We start from the raw sequence: 26,299 nt of genomic DNA, 5'->3' as shown, positions 1-26,299 counted from the left end.
CGTGCGACGAGAGGCGGCCGGCGTGGGCGCATGAGGCCGTGGGTCAGGGCGCGGGCCGGACCGGGACGGCCTTCCCGGCGGGCGAGGTCCTCTCGGGCGGCCCGGCCGCGGTCCTCGGCCTCGGCTCCGGGTGTGCCGCGCAGGACGCGCTGCGGCCCGGGACCCTGCCCTCGAGCAGGTACGCCTCCATGTGCCCGTTCACGCAGGCGTTCGGACCGCCCGCGATGCCGTGGGTGCCGGCGTCCCGTTCGGTCACCAGCACCGAGCCCGCGAGCCGGCGGTGCAGTTCCAGGGCACCGCCGTACGGGGTCGCCGCGTCCCGCTCGGCCGCCAGGATCAGCGTCGGCGGCAGCTCACCGGCGCCGGTGCGCACGTCCAGCGGCCGCTGCCGCGGCGCCTTCCAGTAGGCGCAGGGCAGATTGGTCCACACGTTGTCCCAGGTCTCGAAGGGTGCCCGGCGCGCCAGCCGCGTGTTGTCCCGGTCCCACACCGCCCAGTCCGTCGGCCAGGGCGCGTCGTTGCACTCCACGGCCAGATAGACCGCGCGCGCGTTCTCCTCCTCCACGGCCGCCTCCGGATGCTGCTCGGCCTGGTCGATCAGCGGCTGCGGGTCGCCCTTCAGATACGCCGACAGGGCGTGCGCGCGATGCGGCCAGAAGTCGTCGTAGTAACCGGCCTGCAGCAACGCCGCCTGCAACTGGCCCGGCCCCACCTTCCCGCCCGCCGGCTTCTCGGCGAGCCGGGCGCGCACCTTCTCGTAGCTGCGCTGCACCTTCAGCGGTGTGTCGCCGAGCCCGTAGACGCCGTGGTGCCGGGCGGCCCACTCCCGGAAGTCCGCCCAGCGGCCCTCGAACGCCGCCGACTGCTCGAGGTTGTTGCGGTACCAGATCTGCGCCGGGTCGGGATCGACCGCCGAGTCGAACACCATCCGCCGCACATGACCGGGGAACAGGGTGGCGTACAGCGCGCCGAAGTACGTGCCGTACGACGCCCCCACGAACGTCAGCCGCCGCTCGCCGAGCGCCGCGCGCAGCACGTCCAGGTCGCGTGCGTTGTTCAGCGAGGTGTAGTGGCGCAGCCGGTCGCCGGCCCGCTCGGCGCACCCCCGCGCGTACGCCTTGGCCTGCGCGATGCGCTTCTTCTTGTACGCCTCCGAGGGATGGACGGGCGCCTGCGTGGGCCCGTCGAGGAACGTTCCGGGGTCCTGGCAGGACAGGGGCGCCGAACGGCCCACCCCGCGCGGGGCGTAGCCGACGAGGTCGTAGGCCGCGGCGATGCGCTTCCACTGGGGGAGCAGGCCGATCAGCGGGAAGTGCATGCCGCTCGCGCCCGGCCCGCCCGGGTTGTGGACCAGGGCGCCCTGGCGGGGCACCTTGCGCTTGCTGTTGGCCGGGTCCTTGCCGGTGGCGCGGACGCGGCTGACGGTGAGCCGGATCTGCGCGCCGTCCGGGCGGGCGTAGTCCAGCGGGACCCGGACGGTGCCGCACCGGATGCTGCCCGGCAGGTCCTGGGCGTCGGGGCACCGGCCGAACTCGATGCCCTCGGACGCGGCCCGCGCCGCGGCGACCGCCGTGCCCCGCGCCTCGGCCCCGCCGGAGGCCGAAGCAGCGCCGGACGCCGAAGCAACGGCGGACACCGGGGGAGCGCCGGCGGTACTGCCGGCCGGCGCGGCGGCCAGGGTGGTGAGCAGCAGGGTCCCGGCGGCCGCGTGGACGGCGGCAGTTCTCATCGACGTATCCCTTCGGAGCACAGCGGCGACAAAAGGGATGTTTCGTTCGATGATCGGGCAAGGCAAGCACCGCTCGCGGGTGTCGCCGCCCGAACTGCCGTACGCCCCGGCGCTACCGCCCGTCGTCCTGGCCGAGATACCGCTCGCGGTGGGCGAAGGCCGCCCGCAGATCCGGTTCGCCCACCGCGCGGATGCCGCGGACGGCCACGCAGGTGAGATACGTACGGTCGTCGGCGGCGCCGTCGGTGTGCCGGGGCAGCGCCCCCAGCAGCCGCTGCCCGGCGGGGGAGGCCCAGCGCGAGTACGGGTGGACCTCGAACCGCGCCATGGCCAGACAGCTCAGCGTCAATGTGAGCGGCAGCGCGAACCACATCGCGATCAGATGGCGCGGCATCTCCGCGGGGGCCGGCATCAGCAGCGCCACCGCCCCGAGCCCGGCCACCACCGGCACGGCGAGCCGCACCTGCCGTACCGCGTCGGCGATCGTCGTACCGGCGCCGTCCGGCACCGCGAGTCCCGCCCTGACCAGCCGGTCGGCGATCCCGCGCACCGCGTCCGCGGTCGCCGCGGCGGCCCGCACGGGAGCGATGGGGGACTGCCCCTCGGGCCCGATGGCCCCTATGACGGACCGCTCCATCTCGTCCCGCCCGCGCGGATCGACGACGGTCGCCCACCCGGTGTGGGCCAGCAGCAGCCGGCGCTGTCGCGCCATGGCCACGAGGGTGACGTCGGCGACCCGGCGGGGGCCGCCGGACAGGAACGCGGCCTCGTACAGCGTCAGATCACGGCCGGAGCCGATGCCCGCACCCGTGTCACCGACGGCCGCGGCGCGGACCGCGGCCAGGCACAGCCGTGTGCACGCCGCACCGGCGACGGCCCAGGCCAGCAGCAGGAGGAGGACCCAGAACATGAGTTGTTTGTAAGCGACACGGTCGCGGGAACACCATGCCCTGTTCACATTCCGGACCGAGCGTTGTCGGTATGTGACGTTCCGTTTGGCCGTGGGGCTGCCGAGTCGCTCAACGCCGCAGCAGCACCCGCCGCGTCGCGCGGGCCAGCCGCACCGCCGGCCGCCGCGACCGGGGCTTCGATCCCGAGCGCTCCAGCCACCACTCCCGCAGTTCCCGCCGCACGTCCGCGTCCTGTGGCCACCCGGCCGGCAGCAGCCGCTCGACGAAGTCCAGCGCGTCCTGGCGGTAGCCCCCGGTCATCGGCTGCGCCTGGGCGTACGTGAGGAACGCGGCCCGGTACCCGTCGCCGAGGATCCGCGGCAGCTCGGGCGCGACCTTCGCGACGACGTCCGCCCGCTTCGCGGCGAGCGCCCGCGCCTGAACGGCCATCCGCGCCCGGTCGAAGCCCTCCGGCACGGGCGTCCCGGCGACGAGGGCGGAGAGCATCGCGGTCTGCGCGAGGGCGAGCCGCTGCCGGGCCGGTTCGAGCGAGCCGGCCTCGGCGTCCCCCGGGCGCGTCTCGCGAGCGCCCGCCGCGCCGCCCTGGACGACCGTCCCGTCCCGCGCGCCCCTCTCGTCCGTCTCCCGTGCGTCCGTCTCCCGTGCGCCCTTCTCCAGCCCGCCCTTCTCCAGCGCGCCCCGGATGGCCTCCAACTCGGCCTCGAGCTCGGCGGCTTCGGGGAAGTTCTCGTCCCGCTCCAGAAGCACACCCGGAGGCGACACGCGGGAGGCGAGGTCGGTGAGGATGTCGAGCACCGGCCCGGGGACCGGGTGGGCGTGGCTGTCGTGCCACACGCCGTCGCGCTCGAAGCCGCCCGCGACATGGACGTACGCGATGGCCTCCAGGGGGAGTTCGGCGAGCGCCTTGGCCGGGTCCTCGCCGCGGTTGACGTGGTTGGTGTGCAGATTCGCCACGTCGATCAGGAGCCGTACGCCGGTGCGGTCGGCGAGCTCGTACAGGAACTGACCCTCGGTCATCTCCTCGCCGGGCCAGGAGATCAGCGCGGCGATGTTCTCCACGGCGAGCGGCACGGGCAGGGCGTCCTGGGCGATGCGGACGTTCTCGCACAGCACGTCGAGGGCGTCGCGGGTGCGCGGCACCGGCAGCAGATGCCCGGCCTCCAGACGCGGGGAGGCGGTGAGCGTCCCGCCGGCCCGTACGAAGGCGATGTGCTCGGTGACCAGCGGCGCCCCCAGGGCCTCGGCCCGCTCGGCGAGCGCGGTGAGCCGCCCCTCGTCCGGCCGCTCGGCTCCCCCGAGCCCCAGCGAGACGCCGTGCGGCACGACGGTCACCCCGCGCTCGCGCAGCCGCAGCAGTGACTCGGGGAGGTGCCCGGGGCACACGTTCTCGGCCACGACCTCGACCCAGTCGATCCCCGGCATGCCCTCCACGGCGTCCGCGATCTCCGGCCGCCATCCGATCCCGGTTCCCAGTCGCTCCATCGTCCCCTCCTCCACCGGCCCCCCGGCCCCCGCCGGAACGTTCCCTTGGACGTGACGGAGGTATGGCCCCGGGACCATCGCCCGAACCCCGCGGCCCACACCTTCAGAGCAACATTTGAGGTTCGGCCGGTGCCAGGGTGTACGTGCCCGGCCCCCGGACCGTTCAGGTCGCCCGCGCGGTCGTGCGGCGGCTGCTCATGGCGTACACGCAGGAGCGTTCAGGAGGAGCGCAGCCCCGGATGGTCCGCCACCACCGTGCAGGAGCCCGGGGCGATCTCCGTGAAGCCGGCGTCGCGGACCAGGGGGAGGCCGCTGCCGACCAGGGCGGCCCAGCGGTCCGGGGGCGCTGTGCGGACGGCCAGGGGAAAGCCCGCCTCGCGCCACGCGGTGCGGTGGGCGTCCGTCAGGTCCCACCAGGCCAGCTGGGCCGCATGGCCCGCCTGGGCCATGGCCTTGCCCGCGGACATGTCGAGGGAGGGGTTGAGCCAGAGGACCGGAGCGGTCGGGGCCGCGGGAGCCGGGGGCTCCGGGTCGTCGAGGTCGGTACCGGAGACCTGGAGGCGGGCCAGGTCCTTGGGCCACCCGTCGAGGGGGACGGGCGGGAAGACACGGACCTCCGCCGCCCCGCCCGTGACCGTGATGCCGGGGAGGGCCTCCGCGCGGCGCCACTCCGCGCCGCGGGCCCTGCGCACCACCTTGCGGATCCGGGCGTCCTGCCAGTCGCGCATCACCCGCGCCCACTCGCCCTCGCCCACCGACCGCTCGTCGCTCAGCATGACCAGGACCGCGCGGGCCGCGGTCTCCAGCGCGTCCGTGCGGGGCGGCGGCGCCGCCCGTTCGATGCGGACGACCAGGGGCAGGACGTACTGGGGTGCCGTGTCGCGGTCGCCGTACCCGGAGCGGAAGGGGCTGTCGGCGGCAGGCGTCTGATCAGTGCTCACGCGTCCAGTCTGCCAACCCGTGCCGCGGCGCACGGCGGGGCGGTCAGCAGCCGCAGGACGTGCGCTGGGCCTCCTCCCACTCGCAGGCCGGGCACAAGGTGATGCCCTTGTACGACTCCGGGTACTCCGTCGGCTCCCGGCACACCACGCACTCCGCGTACGGCGGCCCGTCGGCCTTCGGGGGCCTGGCCGCGTCGATCAGGCAGTAGTCGTTGTCGGTCATGCGTCCAGCGTAGGTCCGCCCGTGCGCGGGCGGATCAGCCTCGCGCTGTGCCCGCCGCCGCGATCAGTTCGGAGACCTTCACGAACCGGTAGCCCTCGCGGCGCAGCTCCGGCACGATGCGCCGGACGGCGCGCTCGGTCGCGGGGGCCGCGCTGCGGGTGCAGTGCAGGACCACCACGGAACCCGGCCGCACCCCGTCCAGCACCTGCCGCGCTACCGCGTCCGGGTCCGTGGCGAACGCGTCGCCGCCGACCACGTCCCACTGCACGGCCGTCACCCCGGCCGGGGTGAGCGCCTTGAGCGCCTCCCGGTCGTAACAGCCGCCGGGGAAGCGGAAGTACGGCATCGGATCCGGCACCCCGACCTTGCGGAACGCGGCGTACGCCCGCTCCACGTCCGCCCGCATCCGGTCCTCGGGGAGGGTCGGCAGGCCGTAGCAGTCGGGGGTGAACGCGTAGTGGCTGTAGGAGTGGTTGGCGACCTCGAAGAGCGGGTCCCGGCCGATGGAGCGTGCCTGGTCGGGGTACTCCTCGGCCCAGCGGCCCGTCATGAACACCGTGGCCGGAACCTTCAGCGCCCGCAGCGTCGCGATCAGCCGCGGATGGTCGAAGCGCTCGCCCGCCGCGGCGCGCGGGCCCTGGTCGGCGGTCATGTCGGCGTCGAAGGTCAGGGCGACCGTCCTGGCCGTGCCGCGGGGGGCGCTCTCGAAGACCGGGGTCAGCCCCGCGGGGCCGGGGGCCAGGGTGGGCGGCCGGGAGGGTGCGGTGGCGGAGGGGGCCGACGGTCCCGGGCGGGCCGGCTGCCGGCCGGCCGTGGCGCAGGCGGTGAGCGCGGCGGCCAGGGCGCACACGGCGACCGCTCGGCGTACTTGTGTGATCACCGTATGAAGATATGAGGAGATATGTCCGGAGCGTCCTAGCTGGTCCGGTGCCCGCCCCTCATGTCACCCGGCCGGGTGTCACGGCCCGCCCTCAGATCTTCCGGCGCTCCAGCGGACGGGTCGCCGGGCCCTGGATCACCTTGCCGTCGGTGTCGAAGCGGGAGCCGTGGCAGGGGCACTCCCAGGCGCGTTCGGCCGCGTTGAAGGCGACCAGGCAGCCCATGTGGGTGCAGCGGGCCGAGACCGCGTGCAGGGTGCCGTCGTCGTCCCGGTAGACGGCGAGCCGGCCGCCCTCGGCGCGCACCACGGCCCCCTCGCCCGGGGGCAGCGCCTCCACGGGCGGTGACGGGTGCAGCCGGTCGCCGACGAAGTGCTTGGCGACCTGCGCCTGGTGCTTGAGGAAGGACGGCGCCTCGCGGACCGCGGGCAGCAGCCGGCGCGGGTCGTACAGCTCGCTCCACTCGCACCGCTCGCCGGTGATCTGCGCGGTGAGCAGCAGGCCCGCCATCATGCCGCCGCTCATGCCCCAGCCGGCGAACCCCGTGGCCACGTAGACGTGCCGCGCGCCCTGGTGCAGCGGGCCGACCAGCGGCACGGTGTCGGTCGGGTCGTTGTCCTGAGTGGCCCAGTAGTGGGTGAGCTCCACGTCGGGGAAGTGCGCGCGGGCCCAGGCGGCGAGGCGGTCGAAGCCGGCGCGGGTGTCGGCCGTCCCCGGCGTGAAGTGTTCCCCGGTGACGACGAGGAGGCGGCGGGCGGGGTCGTCGCCGTACGGTGCCGTCCGCACCGAGCGGGTGTTCTCCTCGGGGGTGATGAACATGCCGCCCGGGTCCTGGTCGGCCGGGATCGGGCCGGCGACGACCAGTTCGCGGCGCGGGGAGAGCCGGGTGAAGAGCAGGGCGCGGTCGAAGACGGGGTAGTGCGTGGCGACCACGACGTCCCGGGCGGTGACGGTGGCTCCCGTCGCCGTCGACACGCGGCAGGGGGAGCCCTCCTCCAGGCCGAGGACCGTCGTGTCCTCGAAGATGCTGCCGCCGTGGGCCAGCAGGTCCCCGGCGAGGGCGAGCAGGTACTTGCGCGGGTGGAACTGCGCCTGACCGGTCACCTCGACCGCGCCCGCCACCGGGAACGGCAGCCCGGTGTCCGTCACGAACGAGGCCGGCAGTCCCGCCTCCCGCGCGGCCTCCGCCTCGGCGCGCAGTTCATCGGCCCGGGCGGGGTCGCGCACGTAGGTGCAGGCGCTGCGGCGCTCCCACTCGCAGTCGATGCCGAGTTCCTCGACGACGCCGGCGGTGTGCTCGATCGCCTCGGACTGCGAGCGGGCGTACAGGCGTGCGCCCTCGCTGCCGCGGGTGCGGCGCAGCTTGTCGTAGATCAGCGTGTGCAGCGCGGTGACCTTGGCGGTGGTGTGGCCGGTGACGCCGGCCGCGATCCGTCCGGCTTCCAGGACGGCCACGCTCCTCCCGGCCCGCGCGAGCTCCCGTGCGGTGCACAGCCCGGCGATTCCGGCGCCGATGACGGCCACGTCGACGTCGGTGTCCGCGGTGAGGGCGCCATGGTGTCCGTCCGGTGCCGTCTCGAGCCAGTACGAGCCGCTGACCTGCTGATTCTCCGTCATGGAGGCCGAGTACCCCGGTCCGCCGAGTTCAGTGGCCGGGCGTCGTGCCGCGCCTTTCCCCTTGCGTGCGGAGGCGAGCGGGGCTAACGTACAACCAAATGGTTGTAGATGGGTTGACCGACGAGAGCGTGGACCGTCTGTTCCACGCGCTGGCCGACGCGACGCGTCGCGACATACTCCGCCGCTGTGTGCGGGGTGAGCTGTCCGTGTCACGTCTGGCCGAGGCGTACCCGATGAGCTTCGCCGCGGTGCAGAAACACGTCACGGTGCTGGAGCGGGCCGGTCTGGTCACCAAACAGCGACGCGGACGGGAGCAGTTGGTGCGTACCGATCCCGACGCGGTGGGCCGCGCGCGCCAGGCCCTCGACGAACTCGAGAACGCCTGGCGGGCCCGGGTGGACCGGATGTCCGGTCTGCTCGCGGACGAGGGCGGGCCCGAGGAGGACGGCCGGGACTCCGGCAACACGAGGAAAGGACAGGACCGATGACGGTCACCAGTGTGGACAAGGACGTCGACCACCTGACCCTCACCCTGACCGCCGACTTCACCGCCCCGGTGGAGAAGGTGTGGCAGCTGTGGGCCGACCCGCGGCTGCTGGAGCGCTGGTGGGGCCCGCCGAGCTACCCGGCGACCTTCGAGGAGCACGACCTCACCCCGGGCGGCGAGGTCAGGTACTACATGACCAGCCCGGAGGGCGAGAAGTACGGCGGCTGGTGGCGGATCACCACGGTGGCGCCGCCGACCTCCCTGGAGTTCACCGACGGCTTCTCCGACAGCGAGGGCAAGCCGAACCCCGAGATGCCGACCACGGCGGTACGGATGACGCTCACCGAGCACGGCGGCGGCACCCGGATGGAACTGCGCTCGGTCTTCGACACCCGGGAGCAGATGGACCAGCTGGCCGAGATGGGCATGATCGAGGGGCTGCGGCAGTCGGTCGGGCAGATGGACGACCTGCTGGCGGGCTGAACCGGACACGACCGGGAGGCCGGACGGCCGGGGGCGACGGGAGTCCCGTCGCCCCCGCCGGTCTCAGCTGCGCCAGGGGCCCGTCACCGCGAACGTCGTCCCCGGGGCGTAGCAGTTGACGTACATCGTCCGGCCGTCGGGGGAGAAGGCGACGCCGGCGAACTCGCCCCACTCCGGTTCCTCCGGCGTGCCGATGTTCTGGCGGTTGCGGGCCAGGGCGTAGACCTCGCCGCGCCGGGTGACGCCGTAGACGTGCTGCGCGCCCCCGCCGTCCTCGCAGACCATCAGGCCGCCGCTGGGGGCGAGGCAGATGTTGTCCGGTGACTCGCCGGGCAGCTGGACGTCGGTGTCCGGGCCGAAGACGATCACCAGGGTGAGGCGGCGCCGGTCGGGGTCGTAGCGCCAGATCTGCCCGTAGTGGTCGCCCGCCGAGCCCTCCGCGCTGCGGGCGAAGGACGACACGAAGTACACCGAGCGCCCGCCCCAGTAGCAGCCCTCCAGCTTCTGCGCGTGGGTGATGCCCTTAGGCCCGAAGTCCTGGAGCCGGATGGGGGTTCCGGTGGCCAGCGGGTCCGGTACGTCCACCCACTCGATGCCGTCGAACCGGGCACCCGTCTCCTGGATCGACGACAGGTCCGGCACCCCCGGCACGCGCATCGCCTGCAGCCGCCCGCCCGCGCGCAGCGAACCGGTGCCGCCCAGCGGCTTGTTCGGCAGGAAGCGGTAGAACAGGCCGAACGGCCGCTGGAAGGCGTCCTCCGTCTCGTAGACGACACCCCGCTCGGGGTCCACGGCGATCGCCTCGTGCTGGAAGCGGCCCATCGCGGTCAGCGGTACGGCACCCGTGCGGCGCGGATCGGCGCCGTCGACCTCGAAGATGAAGCCGTGGTCCTTGGTGTAGCCGTTGGTGCCCGCCTTGTCCTCGGTCTCCTCGCAGGTCAGCCAGGTGCCCCAAGGGGTGGGCCCGCCCGCGCAGTTGACGGCCGTACCGGCGATCGCGACCCGCTCGGACTGCACCCGGCCGCGGGCGTCCAGGGTCAGCGCGGTGCAGCCGCCCTTGCCCGCCGGGTCGTAGGTCAGTCCCTCGATCGCCGGGACGGGCACCGCGCCGTTGTGGCGGTTCTCGTGGTTGCGGACGAGATGGACACGGCCGTGACGGCCCGCGAAGGCGGCCATGCCGTCATGGTTGGAGGGCACCGGTCCCTCGCCGGAGCGCAGTGCGTCGCCCTCGCGGGACAGCACCCTGTAGCGGAAACCTTTTGGCAGATCGAGCAGCCCGTCGGGGTCGGGGACGAGGGGGCCGTAGCCGCCGCCGTGGCCGAGGTCCTGCGCCGCGGCGGTGCCGGTGAACAGCTCGGAGAGCGCACCGGTGAAGGCGATGCCGATGCCGAGCGCGCCGGAACGGGCGAGCATCTGACGGCGTGTGGGTGCGGCCGACGGTGGTGTCGGTGGTGTCGGTCGTGCCGAGGGGGAGCCGGTGGACGTGGTTTCGGACATGGGGAAACCTTCCTGCTGGCGGACAGGAACCGTGACCCCGCCGTGTCTATCACCTGTCGTCAGCCGCGGGAACCACGCGCGTAGCACGTGTCACGGCGGCGGCGTGCGGCCGTCGTTCTCCCGGCTGCTCTCGACCGGGTGGTGGTCGGGGCCGAGGAGGTCTTCCACGGTGTGCCTCTCGGCGGTGTCGAGAGCCTCCACGGCACGGTCGTCGGGCGCGGGGCGGAACTCCGGCGCGCGAGCGCCGGTGGCGGGCCGCGGCTCCGGCGCGTGGTCACCGGTGGCGCGCTGGGCCTGCGACGCACGGTCACCGGTGGCGAGCCGGGTCTCCGGCGTGCGGTCGCCGGCCGTGAGCTGCGGCTCCGGCGCGCGGTCGCCGGTTTCCGGGGTGCGGCCCTCCCCGGCGTGGCCGTCCGTCCCCCGGTCGGCGGTCTGCGCGACCCCGGTCGGTGCCGGCTGGGCGGCGCGTTCCAGGAAGCGCAGCAGCTCGACCGGGAAGGGCAGCACCAGCGTGGAGTTCTTCTCCGCGGCGACCGCCACCACCGTCTGCAGCAGCCGCAGTTGGAGGGCGGAGGGGGTGTCCGCCATCTGCTGGGCCGCCTCGGCGAGCTTCTTCGACGCCTGGAGCTCGGCGTCGGCGTTGATGACCCGCGCCCGGCGCTCCCGGTCCGCCTCCGCCTGCCGCGCCATCGACCGCTTCATCGTGTCCGGCAGGGATACGTCCTTGATCTCCACGCGGTCGATCTGCACGCCCCAGCCGATCGCCGGGCTGTCGATCATCAGCTCCAGACCCTGGTTGAGCTTCTCCCGGTCGGACAGCAGATCGTCCAGATCGCTCTTGCCGATGATCGACCGCAGCGAGGTCTGCGCCATCTGCGACACCGCGAAGCGGTAGTCCTCGACGTTGACCAGCGCCGCCGCCGCGTCGACGACCTTGAAGTACACCACCGCGTCGACCCGCACCGTCACGTTGTCGCGCGTGATGCCCTCCTGGGCCGGCACGGGCATCGTGACGATCTGCAGATTGACCTTGTGCAGCCGGTCCACGAACGGGACGATCATGGTGAATCCGGGCAGGCGTGCGGGACCGTGCAGCCGGCCGAGCCGGAAGACCACCCCGCGCTCGTACTGTTTGACGACCCGCGCCGCCGCGGCGAGATAGGTGGCTCCCGCGGCCCCGGTCGCCACGGCCGCCGTGAGCAGCTCCTCCAGCATGACGACCTCCCGGTTCAGAGGCCTGCTTCGTGCGTTTCGGGCGATTCCGCGGCGGATGCCGTTGTCCTGTGCGTCCTCCGCTCCTGCAACGATATGCCCGACCTCCGGTCCGGGGCCATGCCGCCCGCCCCGGACCGGAGGCAGCACCGCCGGATCAGGCCGGTGTCACCGGCTGCTCGGGGTCCGCCGCGACGGCCCGTACGCCGCCGCCCGTCACCTTCACGGGCGTCCCGTGCCGCTCGGCCCAGGTCTGCAGCGCCGTACGGCAGGCGTGGTCGAGGTGGTGCACGCCGGACAGGTCCAGCTCGACCGGGCGGTCCTCGGGCAGCGACTCCAGGGCGTCGAGGATTCTCGGCAGCCGCAGGAAGGTGGCGTTGCCCGACAGGTACACCTGGATCGGTCCCGCGCCCTTGTCTATGACCTCCAGTTTCGCGTGCGAGGCCTCCCAGGCGGTCTTGACCACCGCCAGGGCCAGGCCGATGAGCACGCCCTCGAACATGTTCACCACGACGATCGACACGGCGGTGACCACGAGGATCAGCGCCTCGCCGCGATGCGCCCGCCACAGCGCGGTGACCTGCCGGAACGGGATCAGCTTCCAGCCCGCGTGGACCAGGATGCCCGCCAGCGCGGGCAGCGGGATCAGCGCCAGCGCCCACGGCAGCAGCGCCGCGAACAGCAGCAGCCACACCCCGTGCAGCACCCGGGACGCCTTGGTCCGGGCGCCCGCCTGGACATTGGCCGAACTACGCACGATCACCGCGGTCATCGGCAGCGCGCCGAGGAGCCCGCAGACCGTGTTGCCCGCGCCCTGCGCCATCAGCTCCTGGTTGTAGCGGGTGCGCGGACCGTCGTGCAGCCGGTCCACCGCGGCGGCGCTGAACAGGCTCTCGGCGGAGGCGATCAGCGCGAAGGCGACGATCGTGCCGATCAGACCGATGCTCGCCAGCTGACCGAAGGCGTCCGCGCCCGGCGGCTGGACGGCGTCCAGCAGGCCGTGCACCTCGACCGTGGCGACGGGCAGGGCGAACGCGAGCGTCACCGCCGTCGCCAGCAGGACCGCGGCGAGCGCACCGGGCACCGCCCGGGCGGGGCCCGGCATCCGCCGCCACAGCACCATCACCGCGACGGTGCCCGCGCCGACGGCGAACGAGACCAGCGCCTCGGTGTCGCCGAGCATGTCCACGACCGCGCCGGGCAGCCCGAGGATCTTGTCGAGGCCGGAGGAGGGCGCCTCGAGCCCGGCCGCCGCGTACAGCTGGCCGGCGATGATCACCAGACCGATGCCGGCCAGCATGCCCTCGACGACCGAGATCGATATGGCGCGGAACCAGCGTCCGAGCCTGAGCGCGCCCATGGCCAGCTGGAGCAGCCCGGCGGCCAGCACGATCACGCCGAGCGCGGGCAGCCCGTAGGTGTCGACCGCCTCGAAGACCAGCACGGTCATCCCGGCGGCCGGTCCGGACACCTGAAGGCTGCTGCCCGGCATGAGGCCGGTGACGATCCCGCCGACGATGCCGGTGACGAGACCGAGCTCGGCCGGGACACCGGAGGCGACGGCGACGCCCACGCACAGCGGGACGGCGACCAGGAACACGACGAGGGAGGCGGCGAAGTCCTGCCGGATGTGGGGGAACCTGGTGCTCACGGCGCCGCTCACAGCGCCTCGAACGCGTCGGTCTCGGCGCGGTGTTCGCGTACGGCTCCGGTGTGCACCTCGTAGTACCAGCCGTGCAGCCGCAGCTCACCGGAGGCGAGGCGCCGTTCGACGCACGGGTAGGAGCGCAGCCGCAGCAGCTGCGCCAGGACGTGGTGCTGTACGGCGTCGGCGCAGGCCGGGTCCTCCGCGTCGGCCGACGCCGGTTCGTCGGCGGCGTGCGCCAGCCAGTCGCGCACGGCGGGTACGGCGTTCAGGTCCTCGCCGCGCACCAGGGCGCCGATGGCGCCGCAGTGGGAGTGGCCGCAGACCACGATGTCGCTGACGCCGAGCACCTCCACGGCGTACTCGACGGTGGCCGCCTCGGCGGTGGGGCGCTCGGCGGCGTACGGCGGGACGATGTTGCCCGCGGTGCGCAGCTCGAACAGCTGGCCGGGCCGGGCGCCCGTGATCAGGGCCGGTACGACCCTGGAGTCGGAGCAGGTGATGAACAGGACGTCGGGGGACTGGCCCTCGGCGAGGCGGGCGAACTCCTCAGGGCGCCGGCCGAACATGCGGGCGTTGTCGATGAGGGGCTGCATCTGGTGTTTCCTCCTGGCGCGCGTGGGGGCGCGTCGGACGGGCATGGCAGGTGGGGGGAACGCGGAGCCCGCCACCCGGGGATCCGGGACGTGGGGACTCATTGACTCCGGGACGATCCTTGGCCTTTACCTGACCGGCCGTATACGCGGATGCGAAGGCGCGCGGAAGGAGAGGCGGTGAAGCACAGGTAAAGCGGCGGTAAGGGCCGAGGGGGCGGCCGTGGCCCCCGGACCTTGGAACATGCGTCCCCCTCAGGGCAGTTCACACCTCTAGCGCGTGCCAACGCTTGGCAAACGGTTGGTCAAGAAACACGTTAACCCTGCAAAGCGCTTTGCAGGGTTAACTTCGCGTTTCATGGCGCAGAGCGCCTGAAAACCAAAGGAGGATTGGCGTGAACCGGCCCTTGAGCGCAGGGGGTTGGGCCGGGTAAGGGGACCGGGGTCACTCGCTCCCGGCGAGCCGACCGGCGTCGCGGGCCAGGGCGGTGAGCCGCGAGATCGCCCGGAAGTACTTCTTGCGGTATCCGCCCTTCAGCATCTCCTCGCTGAAGAGCTGGTCGAACGGCAGGCCCGAGGCCAGCACCGGGACCTCCCGGTCGTAGAGCCGGTCGGCGAGCACGACGAGCCGTAGCGCCGTCGACTGGTCGGGCACCGGGCGCACGCCGGTGAGGCACACCGCGCGGATGCCGTCGGTGAGCGCGCCGTAGCGGCTGGGGTGGACCCTCGCGAGGTGCTCCAGCAGGTCCGGGAAGGCGTCGAGGGTGGCGCCCTCGGTGGTGTGCGCCGTCTTGGTCACCAGCTCGTCGGAGTACGGCGGCGGCGCCTCGGGCAGGCCGCGGTGGCGGTAGTCCTCGCCGTCGATGCGCAGGGTGCGGAAGTGGGCGGACAGGCCCTGGATCTCCCGCAGGAAGTCGGCCGCGGCGAAGCGGCCCTCTCCCAGCTTGCCCGGCAGGGTGTTCGAGGTGGCGGCGAGCGCGACACCGGCCTCGACGAGCTTGCCGAGCAGGGTGGACACCAGCACGGTGTCGCCGGGGTCGTCCAGCTCGAACTCGTCGATGCACAGCAGGCGGTGGCCGGAGAGGGTCCGCACCGTCTGCTGGAAGCCGAGGGCGCCGACGAGGTTGGTCAGCTCCACGAAGGTGCCGAACGCCTTCAGGGCGGGCTCGGCCGGGGTGGCGTGCCACAGGGAGGCGAGCAGGTGGGTCTTGCCGACGCCGTACCCGCCGTCGAGGTAGACGCCGCGGGGGCCGGCCGGGGCCTTCTTCGGGGCCTTGCCGAAACCGAACAGCCGCCGCTTGCCCGAGCCGCCCGCCGGTGCACCGTCCAGTCCCGCCGCGAAGCCCTCGAGGACCTGGACGGCCTCGGTCTGGCTCGGCTGGTTCGGGTCCGGGATGTACGTGCCGAACCGGACCGCGTCGAACCGCGGCGGCGGCACCATCTCGGCGACGAGCCGGTCGGCGGGAACGTGCGGCTCGCGTGCGCACAGCGACAGCGGGGCCGCGTCCGCTATGGGACCGGGGGAGGAGGCGGAGGACGGGGAGGAGGACGACACGGTTCCCCATGCTACGGGGCGTGGAACACTGCACGACATGCGACGCCTCTTCCCTGTGACCGACGAGACAGCAGCTCCTGCCGAGGACACCCACGGACCGCGCGGCACCGGCGGCGGTGCAGCGGGCGGTCCCGGTGAGGGCTCGGGGGCCGGGGTGGGCAGCGTCTCGGCCGGCGGCTCCGGGGTGGACGGGCGGGAGTGGAGTCTGGCCGAGCTGGCCGCCGCGTACGCCTATCCCGCGCCGGCGGGTGGCGCGCGGGTGCCGTGGCTGCGGGCCAACATGGTCTCCACGCTCGACGGGGCCGCTCAGCACGAGGGGCGCTCGCAGCCCATCTCCTGCGCGGCCGACATGCGGATCTTCGGCACCCTGCGCGCACTCGCCGACGTCGTGGTCGTGGGCGCCCAGACCGTACGCCAGGAGGGATACCGCCCGGCACGTGCGCGTGCCGAGTTCGCGGCGGCGCGGGAAGCCGCCGGGCAGGGGCCCGCTCCCGCGATCGCGGTGGTCAGCGCGAGCCTCGACCTGGACTTCTCCCTGCCCCTGTTCACCGCCCCGCTGGTGCCCACGCTGGTCCTCACCGGTGCGGACGCCCCGCCGGACCGGGTCGCCGCCGCCGAGAAGGCGGGCGCGCGGGTCGTGATCGCCGGGGAGGGCGGGGGAGTGGATCCCACGCGGGCGGTGCGGGAGCTGGCGGAACTGGGGCATACGCGGCTGCTGACCGAGGGCGGGCCGCGGCTGCTGGGGCAGTTCGTGGCGGCCGGAGTGCTGGACGAGCTGTGCCTGACCGTCTCCCCGATGCTCACCGCCGGTGACGCCCAGCGCATCGCCGGCGGCCCCTCGGTACCGGTGCCGCAGCGCTTCACCCTGACGTCGATCCTTGAGGAGGACGGCTTCCTCTTCACCCGCTACACCCGCCGCTGACGTCCGCTCGCCCAGGACGGCGAGCCCTGTCACCACGGCCCCGTGTCACCGCGGCGGCGCGCGCCTCACGGCCCCGTGCCTCCGTGCCGACGCCGCTGCACAAGGCCGGGCTCGCCCTCGGCTCGCCCTCGGGACCCCGACCGGCCTCGCTCCTCGCGCGCCGGGCGCGCCGTCCTGTCGCCGCGCCCCCCGCCCGGCACGTGTGGCGCCTCCGCGCGCTACACAACGCTCCCGCACTTGGTCACGCCCTACACGCGGGCCGCGTCCGCTGGGAGTGTCCGGAAACGGGTTCGATGGTTACCGCTGGTCCGGTAATCAGCGGAATCTTTCGTTCCGCTTAGTCCCGCGGCGGGCACACTGGATCCGGCCGTACCCGTGCGAATGCGGGGAAGGATGGTTTCCGCAGGGCCGTCCTCGGCCCTCGAAGGAGAAGGGGCGCCCTGGTGTTCACAAGCGTACTGATGATCGAGAAGGCCCTGACGTCGGCCGACGTGGAGTTCGTCACGACCTTGCACGGCGACGAGCCGGTCTCCTTCCACGTGCTGCTCCAGCCGCGCGGCGAGCAGGCGGACCGGCTGCTGCGGGCCATCGACGACGTGGCCCTCGGCGAGCTCGACGAGGCCGTCCGGGAGGGCGAGACCCCCGAGGGCGAGGAGGCCAAGAGCATGGGACAGCGGGCCCTGGAGGTGTCCCTGCAGGCCCTGCGCGCCACCGGGGACGAGGCGGAGGGCCGGCTGATCGAGGACCACCCCCTGGACGCGCTGAAGGCCCTCGTCGAGGAGGTCGACGCCGACGAGGTGATCGTCCTGACCGATCCGCACTACGTGGAGGAGTTCTTCCACCGGGACTGGGCCTCCCGGGCCCGGCACAAGGTGGGGGTACCGGTGCTGAAACTGTTCTCGCACAGCAAGGCATAGGCTGGGGCCGCGCTCTTTCGCGAGGGCGCGAAGACCGTCGTCCCGCTCGTCGCACCTCTGGGAGAACACGCATGGCACCCGGCCTTCCCACCGCCCTGGACCGACCGCACTTCATCGGCATCGGCGGCGCCGGAATGTCGGGCATCGCGAAGATCCTCACCCAGCGCGGCGCCAAGGTGGCCGGCAGCGACGCCAGGGACTCCGCCACCGCCGAGGCGCTGCGCGCGCTGGGCGCCACCGTCCACATCGGGCACGCCGCCGAGCACCTCGCCGACGACGCCAGCTGTGTGGTGGTGTCGTCGGCGATCCGCGAGGACAACCCCGAGCTGGTGCGCGCGGCCGAGCTGGGCGTCCCGGTGGTGCACCGCTCCGACGCCCTCGCCGCGCTGATGGACGGCCTGCGCCCGATCGCGGTGGCCGGCACCCACGGCAAGACCACCACCACCTCCATGCTGGCGGTGTCCCTGTCGGCGCTGGGGCTCGGGCCGTCCTACGCGATCGGCGGCGACCTGGACGCCCCCGGCTCCAACGCCCAGCACGGCGAGGGCGAGATCTTCGTCGCCGAGGCGGACGAATCGGACCGCAGCTTCCACAAGTACGCGCCCGAGGTCGCGATCATCCTCAACGTGGAGCTGGACCACCACGCCAACTACGCCTCGATGGAGGAGATCCACCAGTCCTTCGAGACGTTCGTCGGGCGGATCGTGCCCGGCGGCACCCTGGTGATCTCCGCCGACCACGAGGGGGCGCGCGAGCTGACCGCCCGGCTGGACGGCTCGGTGCGCACGGTGAGGTACGGCGAGTCGGCCGACGCCGATGTCCGCGTGCTGTCGGTCGTCCCGCAGGGGCTCAGGAGCGAGGTGACCGTCGAGCTGGACGGCGCCCCGCTCACCTTCACCGTGTCCGTCCCCGGCCGCCACTACGCGCACAACGCGGTCGCCGCGCTCGCCGCCGGCGTCGCGCTCGGCATCCCCGCCGCCGAACTCGCCCCGGCGCTCGCCGCCTACACCGGCGTGAAGCGGCGCCTGCAGCTCAAGGGCGAGGCGGCCGGCGTCCAGGTCGTCGACTCCTACGCCCACCACCCGACCGAGATGACCGCCGACCTGGAGGCCATGCGCGCCGCCGCCGGTGACGCGCGCATCCTCGTCGTGTTCCAGCCGCACCTGTTCTCCCGCACCCGGGAGCTCGGCCAGGAGATGGGTCAGGCGCTGGCGATGGCCGACGCCTCGGTCGTGCTCGACATCTACCCGGCCCGCGAGGACCCGATCCCGGGCGTCACCAGCGAGCTGATCATCGAGGCGGCGCGGGCGGCCGGCGCGGACGTCACCGCCGTGCACGACAAGGCGGAGGTCCCCGCGGTGATCGCGGGAATGGCGCGGCCCGGCGATCTCGTTCTCACCATGGGAGCGGGCGACGTCACCGACCTCGGCCCGCGGATCCTGGACCGTCTGTCGAAGTAAGGGGCGTTGAGGCTCATGCCGTACGACGTGGAGAAGCCGGACGAGCAGTGGCGCGCGGAGCTGTCCCCCGCCGAGTACGCCGTACTGCGCCAGGCGGCCACGGAGCCCGCCTTCACCGGTGAGTACACCGACACCAAGACCGAGGGCGTCTACTCCTGCCGCGCCTGCGGCGCCGAGCTGTTCACCTCGCGGACCAAGTTCGAGTCGCACTGCGGCTGGCCGTCCTTCTACGACCCGAAGGACTCCGAAGCCGTGGAGCTCGTGGAGGACCGCTCCCACGGCATGGTCCGCACCGAGGTCCGCTGCGCCCGGTGCGGGTCGCACCTCGGCCATGTCTTCGAGGGCGAGGGATATCCGACGCCCACCGACCAGCGGTACTGCATCAACAGCATCTCCCTGCGTCTGCAGCCCGCGAAGGACTGAACCGGCCGCTCACCACCCGGTCCGCAGCAGATGGTTGAGGAGCAGGGCGAGCACCGCCTGCCCGGCCGGCCAGACGCGCGGGCCGGGCAGCAGCGCGGCCGCGGGCAGCAGCCAGATCACGAACGGCAGCCAGATGCGTTCCGTCTCCGCCTTGCTCATGCCGGACAGGTCCGCGACCAGCAGGGCGAGAAGGGCGCTGAGCGCGAGGAGGGCGAGGCGGGGCGCCGCGCCGGTGGTGAGCCGGCCGCGTCGTCCGGTCAGCAGGCCGCCGCACCTGCGCAGTCCCGCCACCGTCGCAGGGCCCGCGATCAGCACCGTGCAGGCGAAGTTCGCCCACACCCAGTACGCGTACGGGCGCACCCCGCCCGCCCCCTGGTGGTAGCGGGTGACCAGCAGGCGGTACGCCTCCCACCAGTCGAAGCCCAGCGCGGCGAACACCGCGGGCACCACCAGGAAACCCGCCACCAGATACGGCAGGGGCCTCAGCCGCTCCGTCCCCAGCAGCAGCACCGCCGCGCCGATCACCGCGAACAGCGTCAGCCCGTAGGACAGGTACACGGTCAGCCCGAACAGCAGTCCCGAACCGAGGCCCGTGTACGCCGGGCGGCGTCCGCTCACCGCGAGGGCGAGCAGTGCGACGGCCCACGCGGCGACCGCAGTGAAGTAGCCGTCGGCGGACGTGCCCGTCCACACCGCCGCCGGCGACAGAACCAGGAACGGGGCGGCACGGCGGGCCAGTGACTCGTCGGTGAGGACGCGCAGGGCGACCAGCACCGCCACGGCCGCGGTGGTGCCGACCGTGATGCAGAAGGCGCCCGCCCAGCCTCCACCGCCCAGCCCGATCCGGTCCAGCAGGACGAACGTGACGGTCGCGCCGGGAGGGTGCCCGGCGACATGGGCGGGCCAGTTGTCGGGCGTGTCGATCAGGATGTGCCCGGTGAAGTCCCGCAGGGCGGCGGGGATGTCGTCGAAGCGGTCGATGACCCGCAGGTACTCCTGACGCGTGGTCAGCTGCTCGGCGATGCCCCGGTGCCAGCCGTCGATCAGCGCGAGGGACCAGGTCCATGCCAGGGCGGCGGCCCAGACGCCCGCCAGGAGCGTGCGCCAGGCCGACCGGTCCGCGAGGGCGGGGCCGTGGATCACGACGGCCGCCGCGACCAGGACGGCCGCAGGTGTGCCCACGCCGACGTGAGGATCCCAGTCGGCGAGCAGCGGCGGCCAGTTCACCCGCAGGGTGCCGTCCCGGCGCTGCACCGACCAGCCGACCAGTGCGGCGGCCACCACGAGCAACGCGGCGGCGGCGACGGCGTACAGGTCCCGGCGGAGATCACGGTTCACGCCGTCACGCTAGGCCGGGTGGGGGCGCGGAAGCGGCCGGCGAGCGGGGATGTCAGCGTTTCGTCATGGGCCACAGGCCCTGCGGCGACGTGGTGCGGACCTACGGTCGGTACATGACCCGGTCCGTCCCTCCCCGGCCGTCCCTGCGCTGGCGCAGCCCGCTGCGCGGCCCGCGCTTCACCTCGGTGCTGGGCGTGGTCCTCCTCGTCGGCATCACCGTCCTGTTCGTGACGGGGCTGCTGTCGTACGCCGCGTACAACCCCGACCTGGCGCCGGTGAACGACAAGACGCCCGACAAGGGGCTCCTCGGCTTCTACCTGTTCTCCTGGCCGACCGACCCGCCGTGGCTGTACCGGCTCACCCAGGGCGTCCATGTCACCCTCGGGCTCACGCTCGTCCCGGTTCTGCTGGCCAAGCTGTGGTCCGTGCTGCCCCGGTTGTTCACGTGGCCGCCGGCCCGCTCGCTCACCCACGCCCTGGAACGTCTCTCGCTCCTGCTCCTGGTCGGCGGCGCGCTGTTCCAGTTCGCCACCGGCATCCTCAACGTCCAGCTCGAGTACGTCTTCCCCGGCTCCTTCTATGCCCTGCACTTCTACGGCGCCTGGGTGTTCTTCGGCGCGTTCGTCGCCCACGTGGCGCTGAAGACGCCGGTGGTGCTGCGCAACCTGCGGGCCATGCGCGAGGGGAAGGAAGAGGCCGTGCGGGAGGGGGACGAGAAGGAGCAGGGCGCGACGGTGGAGCCGAGTGATCTCGTGGCGGCGGATCCGGACCCGCCGACCGTCTCGCGGCGCGGGGCGCTCGGGCTGGTCGGAGCCGGCTCGCTGCTGATGTTCGTCACCTCCGCCGGGCGCAGCTTCGACGGGCCGCTGCGGCAGACCGCCGTCCTCACCCCGCACGGCGGTCCCGAGCCCGGTACGGGACCGAACGGCTTCCAGGTCAACAAGACGGCCGCCTACGCCGGGATCCGTCCGGCCGAGACGAGCGACGAGGCGTGGCGGCTGATCGTCACCGGGCCTTCCGGCACGCTCCGGCTCACCCGCGCCGACCTCCTGGCCCTGCCGCTGCACAGCGCGGCGCTGCCCATCGCCTGCGTGGAGGGCTGGTCGACGTCCGACCAGTGGTGGCGGGGCGTGCGGCTGCGCGACCTCGCGGCCCTGGCCGGCGCGCAGGAGCCGCCCGACCTGTTCGTGGAGTCGCTGCAACGCCGGGGCGCCTTCCGCAAGGCGGCGCTGCGCGCCAACCAGGTCGCCGACCCGCGTTCGCTGCTCGCCCTGTTCGTCAACGGCGAGGAGCTCAGCCCCGATCACGGCCACCCGGCCCGGATCATCGTCCCCGCGGCTCCCGGTGTGCTCAACACCAAGTGGGTGGCCCGGCTGACCTTCCAGGACCTGTGAGGACACCGATGACCCTTCCGCGGCCCGTGCTCGGCAGCCCGCTTCACCTGCTGCTCCTGCTGTGCTCGTTCGCCCTGTGCGGGTATGCGGGCGTACGGCTGCTGGACGGCGACTGGTTCATGATCGCGCTGTGGTTCGTGGGCGCCGCGGTGCTGCACGACCTGGTGCTGCTGCCGCTGTACGCGGCGGCCGACCGTGCGCTGGTGAGGAGCACAGGCCGATGGGTCAACCACGTGCGGGTGCCGGCCGCGCTGTCCGGGCTGCTGCTGCTCGTGTGGTTCCCGCTGATCACCGGCATGGTGTCGGAGCGATACGCCGGGGTCACCGCCCTGTCGGCGGACGGCTACACCGCCCGCTGGCTGCTCGTCACGGCCGCCCTGTTCGGCGGCTCCGCGCTGCTGCTCGTCGTACGGGTGCGCAGGGCGCGAGGTCGCGGACCGTCCGCCTCGGGCTGATCAACGCGGGCCGGACGGACCGCTGGTGCGCAGGGCCACGAAGCAGCGCCCGCCGCTCGACCACTGGGCTGCGGCCCGCCAGCCCGCCTCCTGGGCGTGCCGCAGCAGGGCGGGGGTGCCGAGGCGGGCCCACGGGAAGGGGGCGCCCGCGGCGCCGCGGGCATCGGTGACCTGGACCAGGGCACGCTCGTCGACGTCCGGGCAGGCGACCGTCTCGACGAGCGCCAGACCGCCCCGCACCAGGAGCCGGGCCAGCCGTTCGAGCAGGGCACGCGGGTCGCCGCCGATGCCGATGTTGCCGTCCAGGAGCAGGGCGGTGCCCCAGCGGCCGGTGCCGGGCAGCGGGTCGAACACGGAGCGGCGCAGGGCCTGTCCGCCCCGGTGCACGGTGCGGGCGACGGCCGCTTCGCTGACGTCGATGCCGAGGGCACGCCGGCCCTGCGCGGCGAGGGCCGTGAGCAGCCGCCCCGGCCCGCAGCCCACATCCAGCACCGCGCCCTCGCACCGCCGGAGCACCTCCAGATCGGCGGCGTCGGCCTCCGCACACCAGCGCTCGACGTCCAACGGCAGCAGCCATCCGTCCGCCCGCCGCAGGAACAGCGGCCCCCGGCCGGTGCGCAGGGCATCGGCGTACGGGTCGGCGGACCAGGCCCGCACGGTCTCGTCCGCTCGCGCACCACTCGCCCGCTGCGGTCCGACGCGGGGGGTGGCCGCCGCGCGTGTGCCGCTCACCGGTGGGACGCCGTGAGCCGGGTCAGGCGGGTGGCGAAGCGGCTGCCGGGGGCGGTGGCGGCGACCAGCGCCGCGTCGTGTGCCGTGTCCACGTCCCGCAGCCGGGGCAGCTCGTGCACGCGCAGGTGGGCCAGCCGCAGGCGCTGGGCGGTGCCGGTGCGCGGGGTCGACATGGGGACGCCGCGGAGGAGGGCCGGGTCGGGGGCGGCCAGGCCCAGGGCCCAGAAGCCGCCGTCCGCGGCCGGGCCGAAGTACGCGTCGCAGCCCGCGAAGTCGACGGTGAGCAGCTCCGGTGTGACCTGCGGCGTGTCCATGCCGATCAGCAGGGCGGGGCCGTCGCACCCGGCGAAGGCGGCGGCCAGCCGTTCGTCGAGGCCGCCCGCGCCCTGCGGTACGACCTCGATGCCGGCCGGCAGCCAGGGGCCCGGCGATCCGTCGAGCACCAGGACCCGGCGTGCGGCGGGCGTGCGGGCCACCGTCTCCAGGGTGTCCGCGAGCGCGGCCTCGGCCAGGTCCGCCGCCTCCGCGGGCGTGAAGGGCGGGGTCAGCCTGGTCTTCACCCGGCCCGGCCGCGGCTCCTTCGCGATGACGAGCAGCGTCACGTCGTGCGTCACAGGGCCGCTTCCTCTCGCCCGGGCGCCTCCCGCAGGACGCGGCTCATGTCCCGTACCGCCTGCACGGTGCCGCGCCATGTGCCGGTCACCTTCGACGCACCGGTGCGCGGCAGATAGGGCACGTCGTGTTCGGTGACACGCCAGCCGGCGTCGGCGGCCCGCACCACCATCTGCAGCGGATAGCCGCTGCGCCGGTCGCTGAGGCGCAGGCCCAGCAGGTCCGCACGCCGTGCGGCGCGCAGCGGACCGAGGTCGTGCAGCCGCAGGCCGGTACGGCGGCGCAACAGCCGGGTGAGGGCGAGATTGCCCGCCCGGGCGTGCAGCGGCCAGGCACCGCGCGCCCGCGGCCGGCGCCGGCCGAGCACCAGGTCGGCCCGCCCGGACCGGACCTCCCGCACGAACGGCACCAGGTCGGCCGGGTCCAGCGAGGCGTCGCAGTCGCAGAAGCACACGATGCCGGCCGTGGCCGCCAGCAGGCCCGCGTGGCAGGCGGCGCCGAAGCCGCGCCGCTCCTCGTGGACGACCGTCGCGCCGAGCGCGCGGGCGATGCGGTCCGAGCCGTCGAGGGAGCCGTTGTCCACGACGATCGCGCGCCAGCCGGGCGGGATGCGTCCGAGCACCCACGGCAGCGCCGCGGCCTCGTCGAGGCAGGGAAGAACGACGTCCACGGAGGCCGCGCCGCCCGTGCCGGGCGCCTCGGGGCCGGTGAAGGAGGTGGTCACGGCTCTCACCCTACGAAGACGAATCGGGCATACCGGACTTCGGCTCCTTACGAAACACGGACGTCGGCGACCGGCTGCGGCGTTTTCGCGCGCGTGGTGCGAGGCTGGCCGCATGGAGCAGCAACAGCCGGCCGCGCGGGCCGGGGCACGGGTTCTCGTCGTCGACGACGACCCCACCGTCGCGGAGATCGTCTCGGGCTATCTGGACCGTGCGGGCTACGTCGTCGACCGGGCCGGTGACGGCCCCGGCGCGCTCGCGCGGGCCGCCGAGCACCGGCCCGACCTCGTCGTCCTGGACCTGATGCTGCCCGGCATGGACGGCCTGGAGGTGTGCCGCAGGATGCGCGGCCAGGGACCCGTGCCGGTGATCATGCTCACCGCACGCGGTGACGAGGACGACCGCATCCTCGGCCTGGAGGTCGGCGCCGACGACTACGTCACCAAGCCGTTCAGCCCCCGCGAGCTGGTCCTGCGCGTGGAGTCCGTGCTGCGCCGCACCCGTCCGGCGCCGTCACCGGCCGGCGTCCTGCGGGCGGCCGGCCTGTCGGTCGACCCCGCCGCCCGCCGCGCCCACAAGAACGGCGCGGAACTCGCCCTCACCGTCCGCGAGTTCGACCTCCTCGCGTTCTTCCTGCGCAGCCCCGGGCGGGCCTTCGCACGCGAGGACCTGATGCGCGAGGTGTGGGGCTGGGACTTCGGTGACCTGTCCACGGTCACCGTCCATGTGCGGCGGCTGCGCGGCAAGATCGAGGACGACCCCGCGCGGCCCCGGCTGATCCAGACGGTGTGGGGCGTCGGCTACCGCTTCGACGCCTCCGCCGCCGCACCTCCCGCCGGACAGGAGTGAGCATGCGCGACGCCCTCCTCATCGCCCTGTTCGCCTTCCTCGGCGCCGCCGCGGCCGGTGCGCTCGGCGCCTGCGTGCTGCTGCTCGTCCGCCGCCGGTCCCTGACCGTGCACCTCGCGGTGGTCGCCGCCGTCGCCGTGACGGCGATGCTCGCGGGCACGCTGGCCGTCGCGCAGGCGATGTTCCTGTCGGCGCACGACCTGAGGGTCGTCACGACGGTCGTCGCCATGGCCGCCGTGGTGTCCCTGGCGACGGCGCTGCTGCTGGGCCGCTGGGTCGTCGCACGCAGCAGGGACCTCGCGCGCGCCGCCCGCTCCTTCGGCGACGGCGGCGACTTCGCCGCGCCGGACGGCCCGGCGACCGCGGAACTCGCCGCCCTCAGCCGGGAGTTGCAGACCACCAGCCGGAAACTCGCCGAGTCCCGCAACCGTGAGCGCGCCCTGGAGACCTCCCGGCGCGAACTGGTCGCCTGGATCTCCCACGACCTGCGCACGCCCCTCGCGGGACTGCGCGCGATGGCCGAGGCGCTGGAGGACGGCGTCGCCGCCGAGCCCGATCGCTACCTCAAGCAGATCCGCACCGAGGTGGAACGCCTCAACGACATGGTCGGCGACCTGTTCGAGCTCTCCCGCATCCACGCGGGCACCCTCACGCTCTCGCTCTCCCGCATGTCGCTGTACGACCTGGTCGGCGACGCCCTCGCCGGAGCGGACCCGCTCGCGCGGGAGCACGGCGTACGGCTCGTGGGGGACCGGGTGGAGCCGGTGCCCGTGGAGGTGGACGGGCGGGAGATGAGCAGGGTGCTGGGCAACCTCCTGGTCAACGCCATCCGCCGGACGCCCGCCGACGGCACCGTCGCCGTCGCCGCCGAACGCTCGGCCGAGGGGGTGGTGCTGTCGGTGACGGACAGCTGCGGCGGCATCCCGGAGGAGGACCTGCCCCGCGTCTTCGATACCGGCTGGCGCGGCACCCACGCCCGCACCCCGCCGGCCGGCGCGGGCCTCGGCCTCGCCATCGTCCGCGGCATCGTCGAGGCCCACCGGGGCACCGCCACCGTCCAGAACGTCACCGGCGGCTGCCGCTTCGAGGTCCGCCTGCCGGCACCGGAGGGCTGAGCACCCCGTCGAGTACACCCGTCGAGGACGCCCGTCGAGGTGGTCGCCGCTGAGCCCCGCCGGGAACTCCCGCACGAGGCCCGTTCGGGGTGAGTCGCTGCTCGGTC

The 26,299-nt window shown here is 73.8% G+C and carries 26 protein-coding genes; 10 read left to right on the top strand and 16 right to left on the bottom strand.

Annotation, left to right across the window (positions count from 1 at the left end):
• Window positions 1-43: 43 nt before the first annotated feature.
• The 7 genes from AB0412_RS09390 to AB0412_RS09360 all read right to left on the bottom strand — a co-directional run bounded on the left by AB0412_RS09390 (window position 44) and on the right by AB0412_RS09360 (window position 7,781).
• Window positions 44-1,729, bottom strand: a complete 1,686-nt coding sequence (locus AB0412_RS09390) for an alpha/beta hydrolase (protein WP_366401912.1) — start codon at window positions 1,727-1,729, stop codon at window positions 44-46.
• Between the two features lie 112 nt (window positions 1,730-1,841).
• Window positions 1,842-2,639, bottom strand: a complete 798-nt coding sequence (locus tag AB0412_RS09385; RefSeq protein ID WP_366401911.1) for a TIGR04222 domain-containing membrane protein — start codon at window positions 2,637-2,639, stop codon at window positions 1,842-1,844.
• Window positions 2,640-2,748: 109 nt separating this feature from the next.
• The gene (locus tag AB0412_RS09380; protein WP_366401910.1) at window positions 2,749-4,122 is read right to left on the bottom strand and encodes a DUF692 domain-containing protein; all 1,374 of its coding nucleotides are present in this window, start codon (window positions 4,120-4,122) and stop codon (window positions 2,749-2,751) included.
• A gap of 218 nt (window positions 4,123-4,340) precedes the next feature.
• Window positions 4,341-5,063 (bottom strand): peptidyl-tRNA hydrolase, encoded by a 723-nt coding sequence (locus AB0412_RS09375; RefSeq protein ID WP_366401909.1) that lies wholly within the window; start codon window positions 5,061-5,063, stop codon window positions 4,341-4,343.
• 43 nt (window positions 5,064-5,106) lie between these two features.
• Complete coding sequence (locus AB0412_RS09370; RefSeq protein WP_344005903.1) at window positions 5,107-5,286, bottom strand: hypothetical protein; 180 nt, start codon at window positions 5,284-5,286, stop codon at window positions 5,107-5,109.
• A 34-nt stretch (window positions 5,287-5,320) separates the two neighbouring features.
• Entirely contained in the window at window positions 5,321-6,166 is an 846-nt protein-coding gene (locus tag AB0412_RS09365) for a polysaccharide deacetylase family protein (RefSeq protein WP_366401908.1), read from the bottom strand.
• Between the two features lie 91 nt (window positions 6,167-6,257).
• On the bottom strand, window positions 6,258-7,781 hold the full coding sequence (locus AB0412_RS09360; RefSeq protein WP_366401907.1) for an FAD-dependent oxidoreductase: 1,524 nt from the start codon (window positions 7,779-7,781) through the stop codon (window positions 6,258-6,260).
• Between the two features lie 98 nt (window positions 7,782-7,879).
• Here AB0412_RS09360 and AB0412_RS09355 point away from each other — a divergent pair, with 98 nt between their 5' ends.
• Window positions 7,880-8,269, top strand: a complete 390-nt coding sequence (locus AB0412_RS09355; RefSeq protein ID WP_366401906.1) for a metalloregulator ArsR/SmtB family transcription factor — start codon at window positions 7,880-7,882, stop codon at window positions 8,267-8,269.
• Window positions 8,266-8,751 carry an SRPBCC domain-containing protein gene (locus AB0412_RS09350; protein WP_366401905.1) on the top strand — a complete coding sequence of 162 codons (486 nt, stop codon included), beginning with the start codon at window positions 8,266-8,268 and terminating at the stop codon, window positions 8,749-8,751. Before AB0412_RS09355 ends, AB0412_RS09350 begins: the two co-directional genes overlap by 4 nt.
• Before the next feature lie 63 nt (window positions 8,752-8,814).
• Here AB0412_RS09350 and AB0412_RS09345 read toward each other — a convergent pair whose 3' ends face one another.
• The 5 genes from AB0412_RS09345 to zapE all read right to left on the bottom strand — a co-directional run bounded on the left by AB0412_RS09345 (window position 8,815) and on the right by zapE (window position 15,292).
• A complete protein-coding gene (locus tag AB0412_RS09345) occupies window positions 8,815-10,164 on the bottom strand; it encodes a PhoX family protein (RefSeq protein WP_366401904.1) in 1,350 nt (449 codons plus the stop codon).
• A gap of 174 nt (window positions 10,165-10,338) precedes the next feature.
• Entirely contained in the window at window positions 10,339-11,463 is a 1,125-nt protein-coding gene (locus AB0412_RS09340) for an SPFH domain-containing protein (protein ID WP_366401903.1), read from the bottom strand.
• Between the two features lie 154 nt (window positions 11,464-11,617).
• On the bottom strand, window positions 11,618-13,111 hold the full coding sequence (locus tag AB0412_RS09335) for a SulP family inorganic anion transporter (protein WP_366401902.1): 1,494 nt from the start codon (window positions 13,109-13,111) through the stop codon (window positions 11,618-11,620).
• Window positions 13,112-13,119: 8 nt separating this feature from the next.
• Window positions 13,120-13,701: a carbonic anhydrase gene (locus tag AB0412_RS09330; protein WP_366401901.1), complete on the bottom strand. Its 582-nt coding sequence runs from the start codon at window positions 13,699-13,701 to the stop codon at window positions 13,120-13,122.
• A 442-nt stretch (window positions 13,702-14,143) separates the two neighbouring features.
• Window positions 14,144-15,292, bottom strand: coding sequence for a cell division protein ZapE (gene zapE / locus AB0412_RS09325; protein ID WP_366401900.1), 1,149 nt, complete (start codon window positions 15,290-15,292; stop codon window positions 14,144-14,146).
• On the opposite strand from zapE, the gene AB0412_RS09320 reads away from it, so the two are divergent.
• The 4 genes from AB0412_RS09320 (at window position 15,291) to msrB (ending at window position 18,975) form a co-directional block, all read left to right on the top strand.
• Window positions 15,291-16,175: a pyrimidine reductase family protein gene (locus AB0412_RS09320; protein ID WP_366401899.1), complete on the top strand. Its 885-nt coding sequence runs from the start codon at window positions 15,291-15,293 to the stop codon at window positions 16,173-16,175. The genes zapE and AB0412_RS09320 overlap by 2 nt on opposite strands.
• A gap of 443 nt (window positions 16,176-16,618) precedes the next feature.
• Entirely contained in the window at window positions 16,619-17,092 is a 474-nt protein-coding gene (locus AB0412_RS09315; protein ID WP_366401898.1) for an indole-3-glycerol phosphate synthase, read from the top strand.
• Window positions 17,093-17,163: 71 nt separating this feature from the next.
• Window positions 17,164-18,552, top strand: coding sequence for a UDP-N-acetylmuramate--L-alanine ligase (murC, locus tag AB0412_RS09310; protein ID WP_366401897.1), 1,389 nt, complete (start codon window positions 17,164-17,166; stop codon window positions 18,550-18,552).
• Between the two features lie 15 nt (window positions 18,553-18,567).
• A complete protein-coding gene (msrB, locus tag AB0412_RS09305; protein WP_366401896.1) occupies window positions 18,568-18,975 on the top strand; it encodes a peptide-methionine (R)-S-oxide reductase MsrB in 408 nt (135 codons plus the stop codon).
• A gap of 9 nt (window positions 18,976-18,984) precedes the next feature.
• Here msrB and AB0412_RS09300 read toward each other — a convergent pair whose 3' ends face one another.
• Window positions 18,985-20,313, bottom strand: a complete 1,329-nt coding sequence (locus tag AB0412_RS09300) for a hypothetical protein (RefSeq protein ID WP_366401895.1) — start codon at window positions 20,311-20,313, stop codon at window positions 18,985-18,987.
• A gap of 113 nt (window positions 20,314-20,426) precedes the next feature.
• Between AB0412_RS09300 and AB0412_RS09295 the strand changes: the two genes are divergently transcribed.
• Both AB0412_RS09295 and AB0412_RS09290 read left to right on the top strand, forming a co-directional pair.
• A complete protein-coding gene (locus AB0412_RS09295) occupies window positions 20,427-21,707 on the top strand; it encodes a molybdopterin-dependent oxidoreductase (RefSeq protein WP_366401894.1) in 1,281 nt (426 codons plus the stop codon).
• Between the two features lie 8 nt (window positions 21,708-21,715).
• On the top strand, window positions 21,716-22,162 hold the full coding sequence (locus tag AB0412_RS09290) for a hypothetical protein (RefSeq protein WP_366401893.1): 447 nt from the start codon (window positions 21,716-21,718) through the stop codon (window positions 22,160-22,162).
• On the opposite strand, the gene AB0412_RS09285 is transcribed toward AB0412_RS09290, so the two are convergent.
• The 3 genes from AB0412_RS09285 to AB0412_RS09275 are packed head-to-tail and all read right to left on the bottom strand — an operon-like array spanning window position 22,163 to window position 24,230.
• Window positions 22,163-22,894, bottom strand: a complete 732-nt coding sequence (locus tag AB0412_RS09285; protein WP_366401892.1) for a class I SAM-dependent methyltransferase — start codon at window positions 22,892-22,894, stop codon at window positions 22,163-22,165.
• Window positions 22,891-23,508, bottom strand: coding sequence for a DUF2064 domain-containing protein (locus AB0412_RS09280; protein ID WP_366401891.1), 618 nt, complete (start codon window positions 23,506-23,508; stop codon window positions 22,891-22,893). The genes AB0412_RS09285 and AB0412_RS09280 overlap by 4 nt, the downstream gene beginning before the upstream one ends.
• Window positions 23,505-24,230, bottom strand: coding sequence for a glycosyltransferase family 2 protein (locus AB0412_RS09275; protein WP_366401890.1), 726 nt, complete (start codon window positions 24,228-24,230; stop codon window positions 23,505-23,507). Before AB0412_RS09275 ends, AB0412_RS09280 begins: the two co-directional genes overlap by 4 nt.
• 112 nt (window positions 24,231-24,342) lie before the next feature.
• On the opposite strand from AB0412_RS09275, the gene AB0412_RS09270 reads away from it, so the two are divergent.
• Complete coding sequence (locus tag AB0412_RS09270; RefSeq protein ID WP_366401889.1) at window positions 24,343-25,077, top strand: response regulator transcription factor; 735 nt, start codon at window positions 24,343-24,345, stop codon at window positions 25,075-25,077.
• Between the two features lie 2 nt (window positions 25,078-25,079).
• Entirely contained in the window at window positions 25,080-26,192 is a 1,113-nt protein-coding gene (locus AB0412_RS09265; RefSeq protein WP_366401888.1) for a HAMP domain-containing sensor histidine kinase, read from the top strand.
• The last annotated feature ends 107 nt before the right edge of the window (window positions 26,193-26,299 follow it).

The sequence above is a fragment of the Streptomyces sp. NPDC052012 genome (assembly GCF_040689265.1).
In the GTDB taxonomy this organism is placed as follows: domain Bacteria; phylum Actinomycetota; class Actinomycetes; order Streptomycetales; family Streptomycetaceae; genus Streptomyces.
This window is presented reverse-complemented; position numbering and strand designations above follow the sequence as displayed.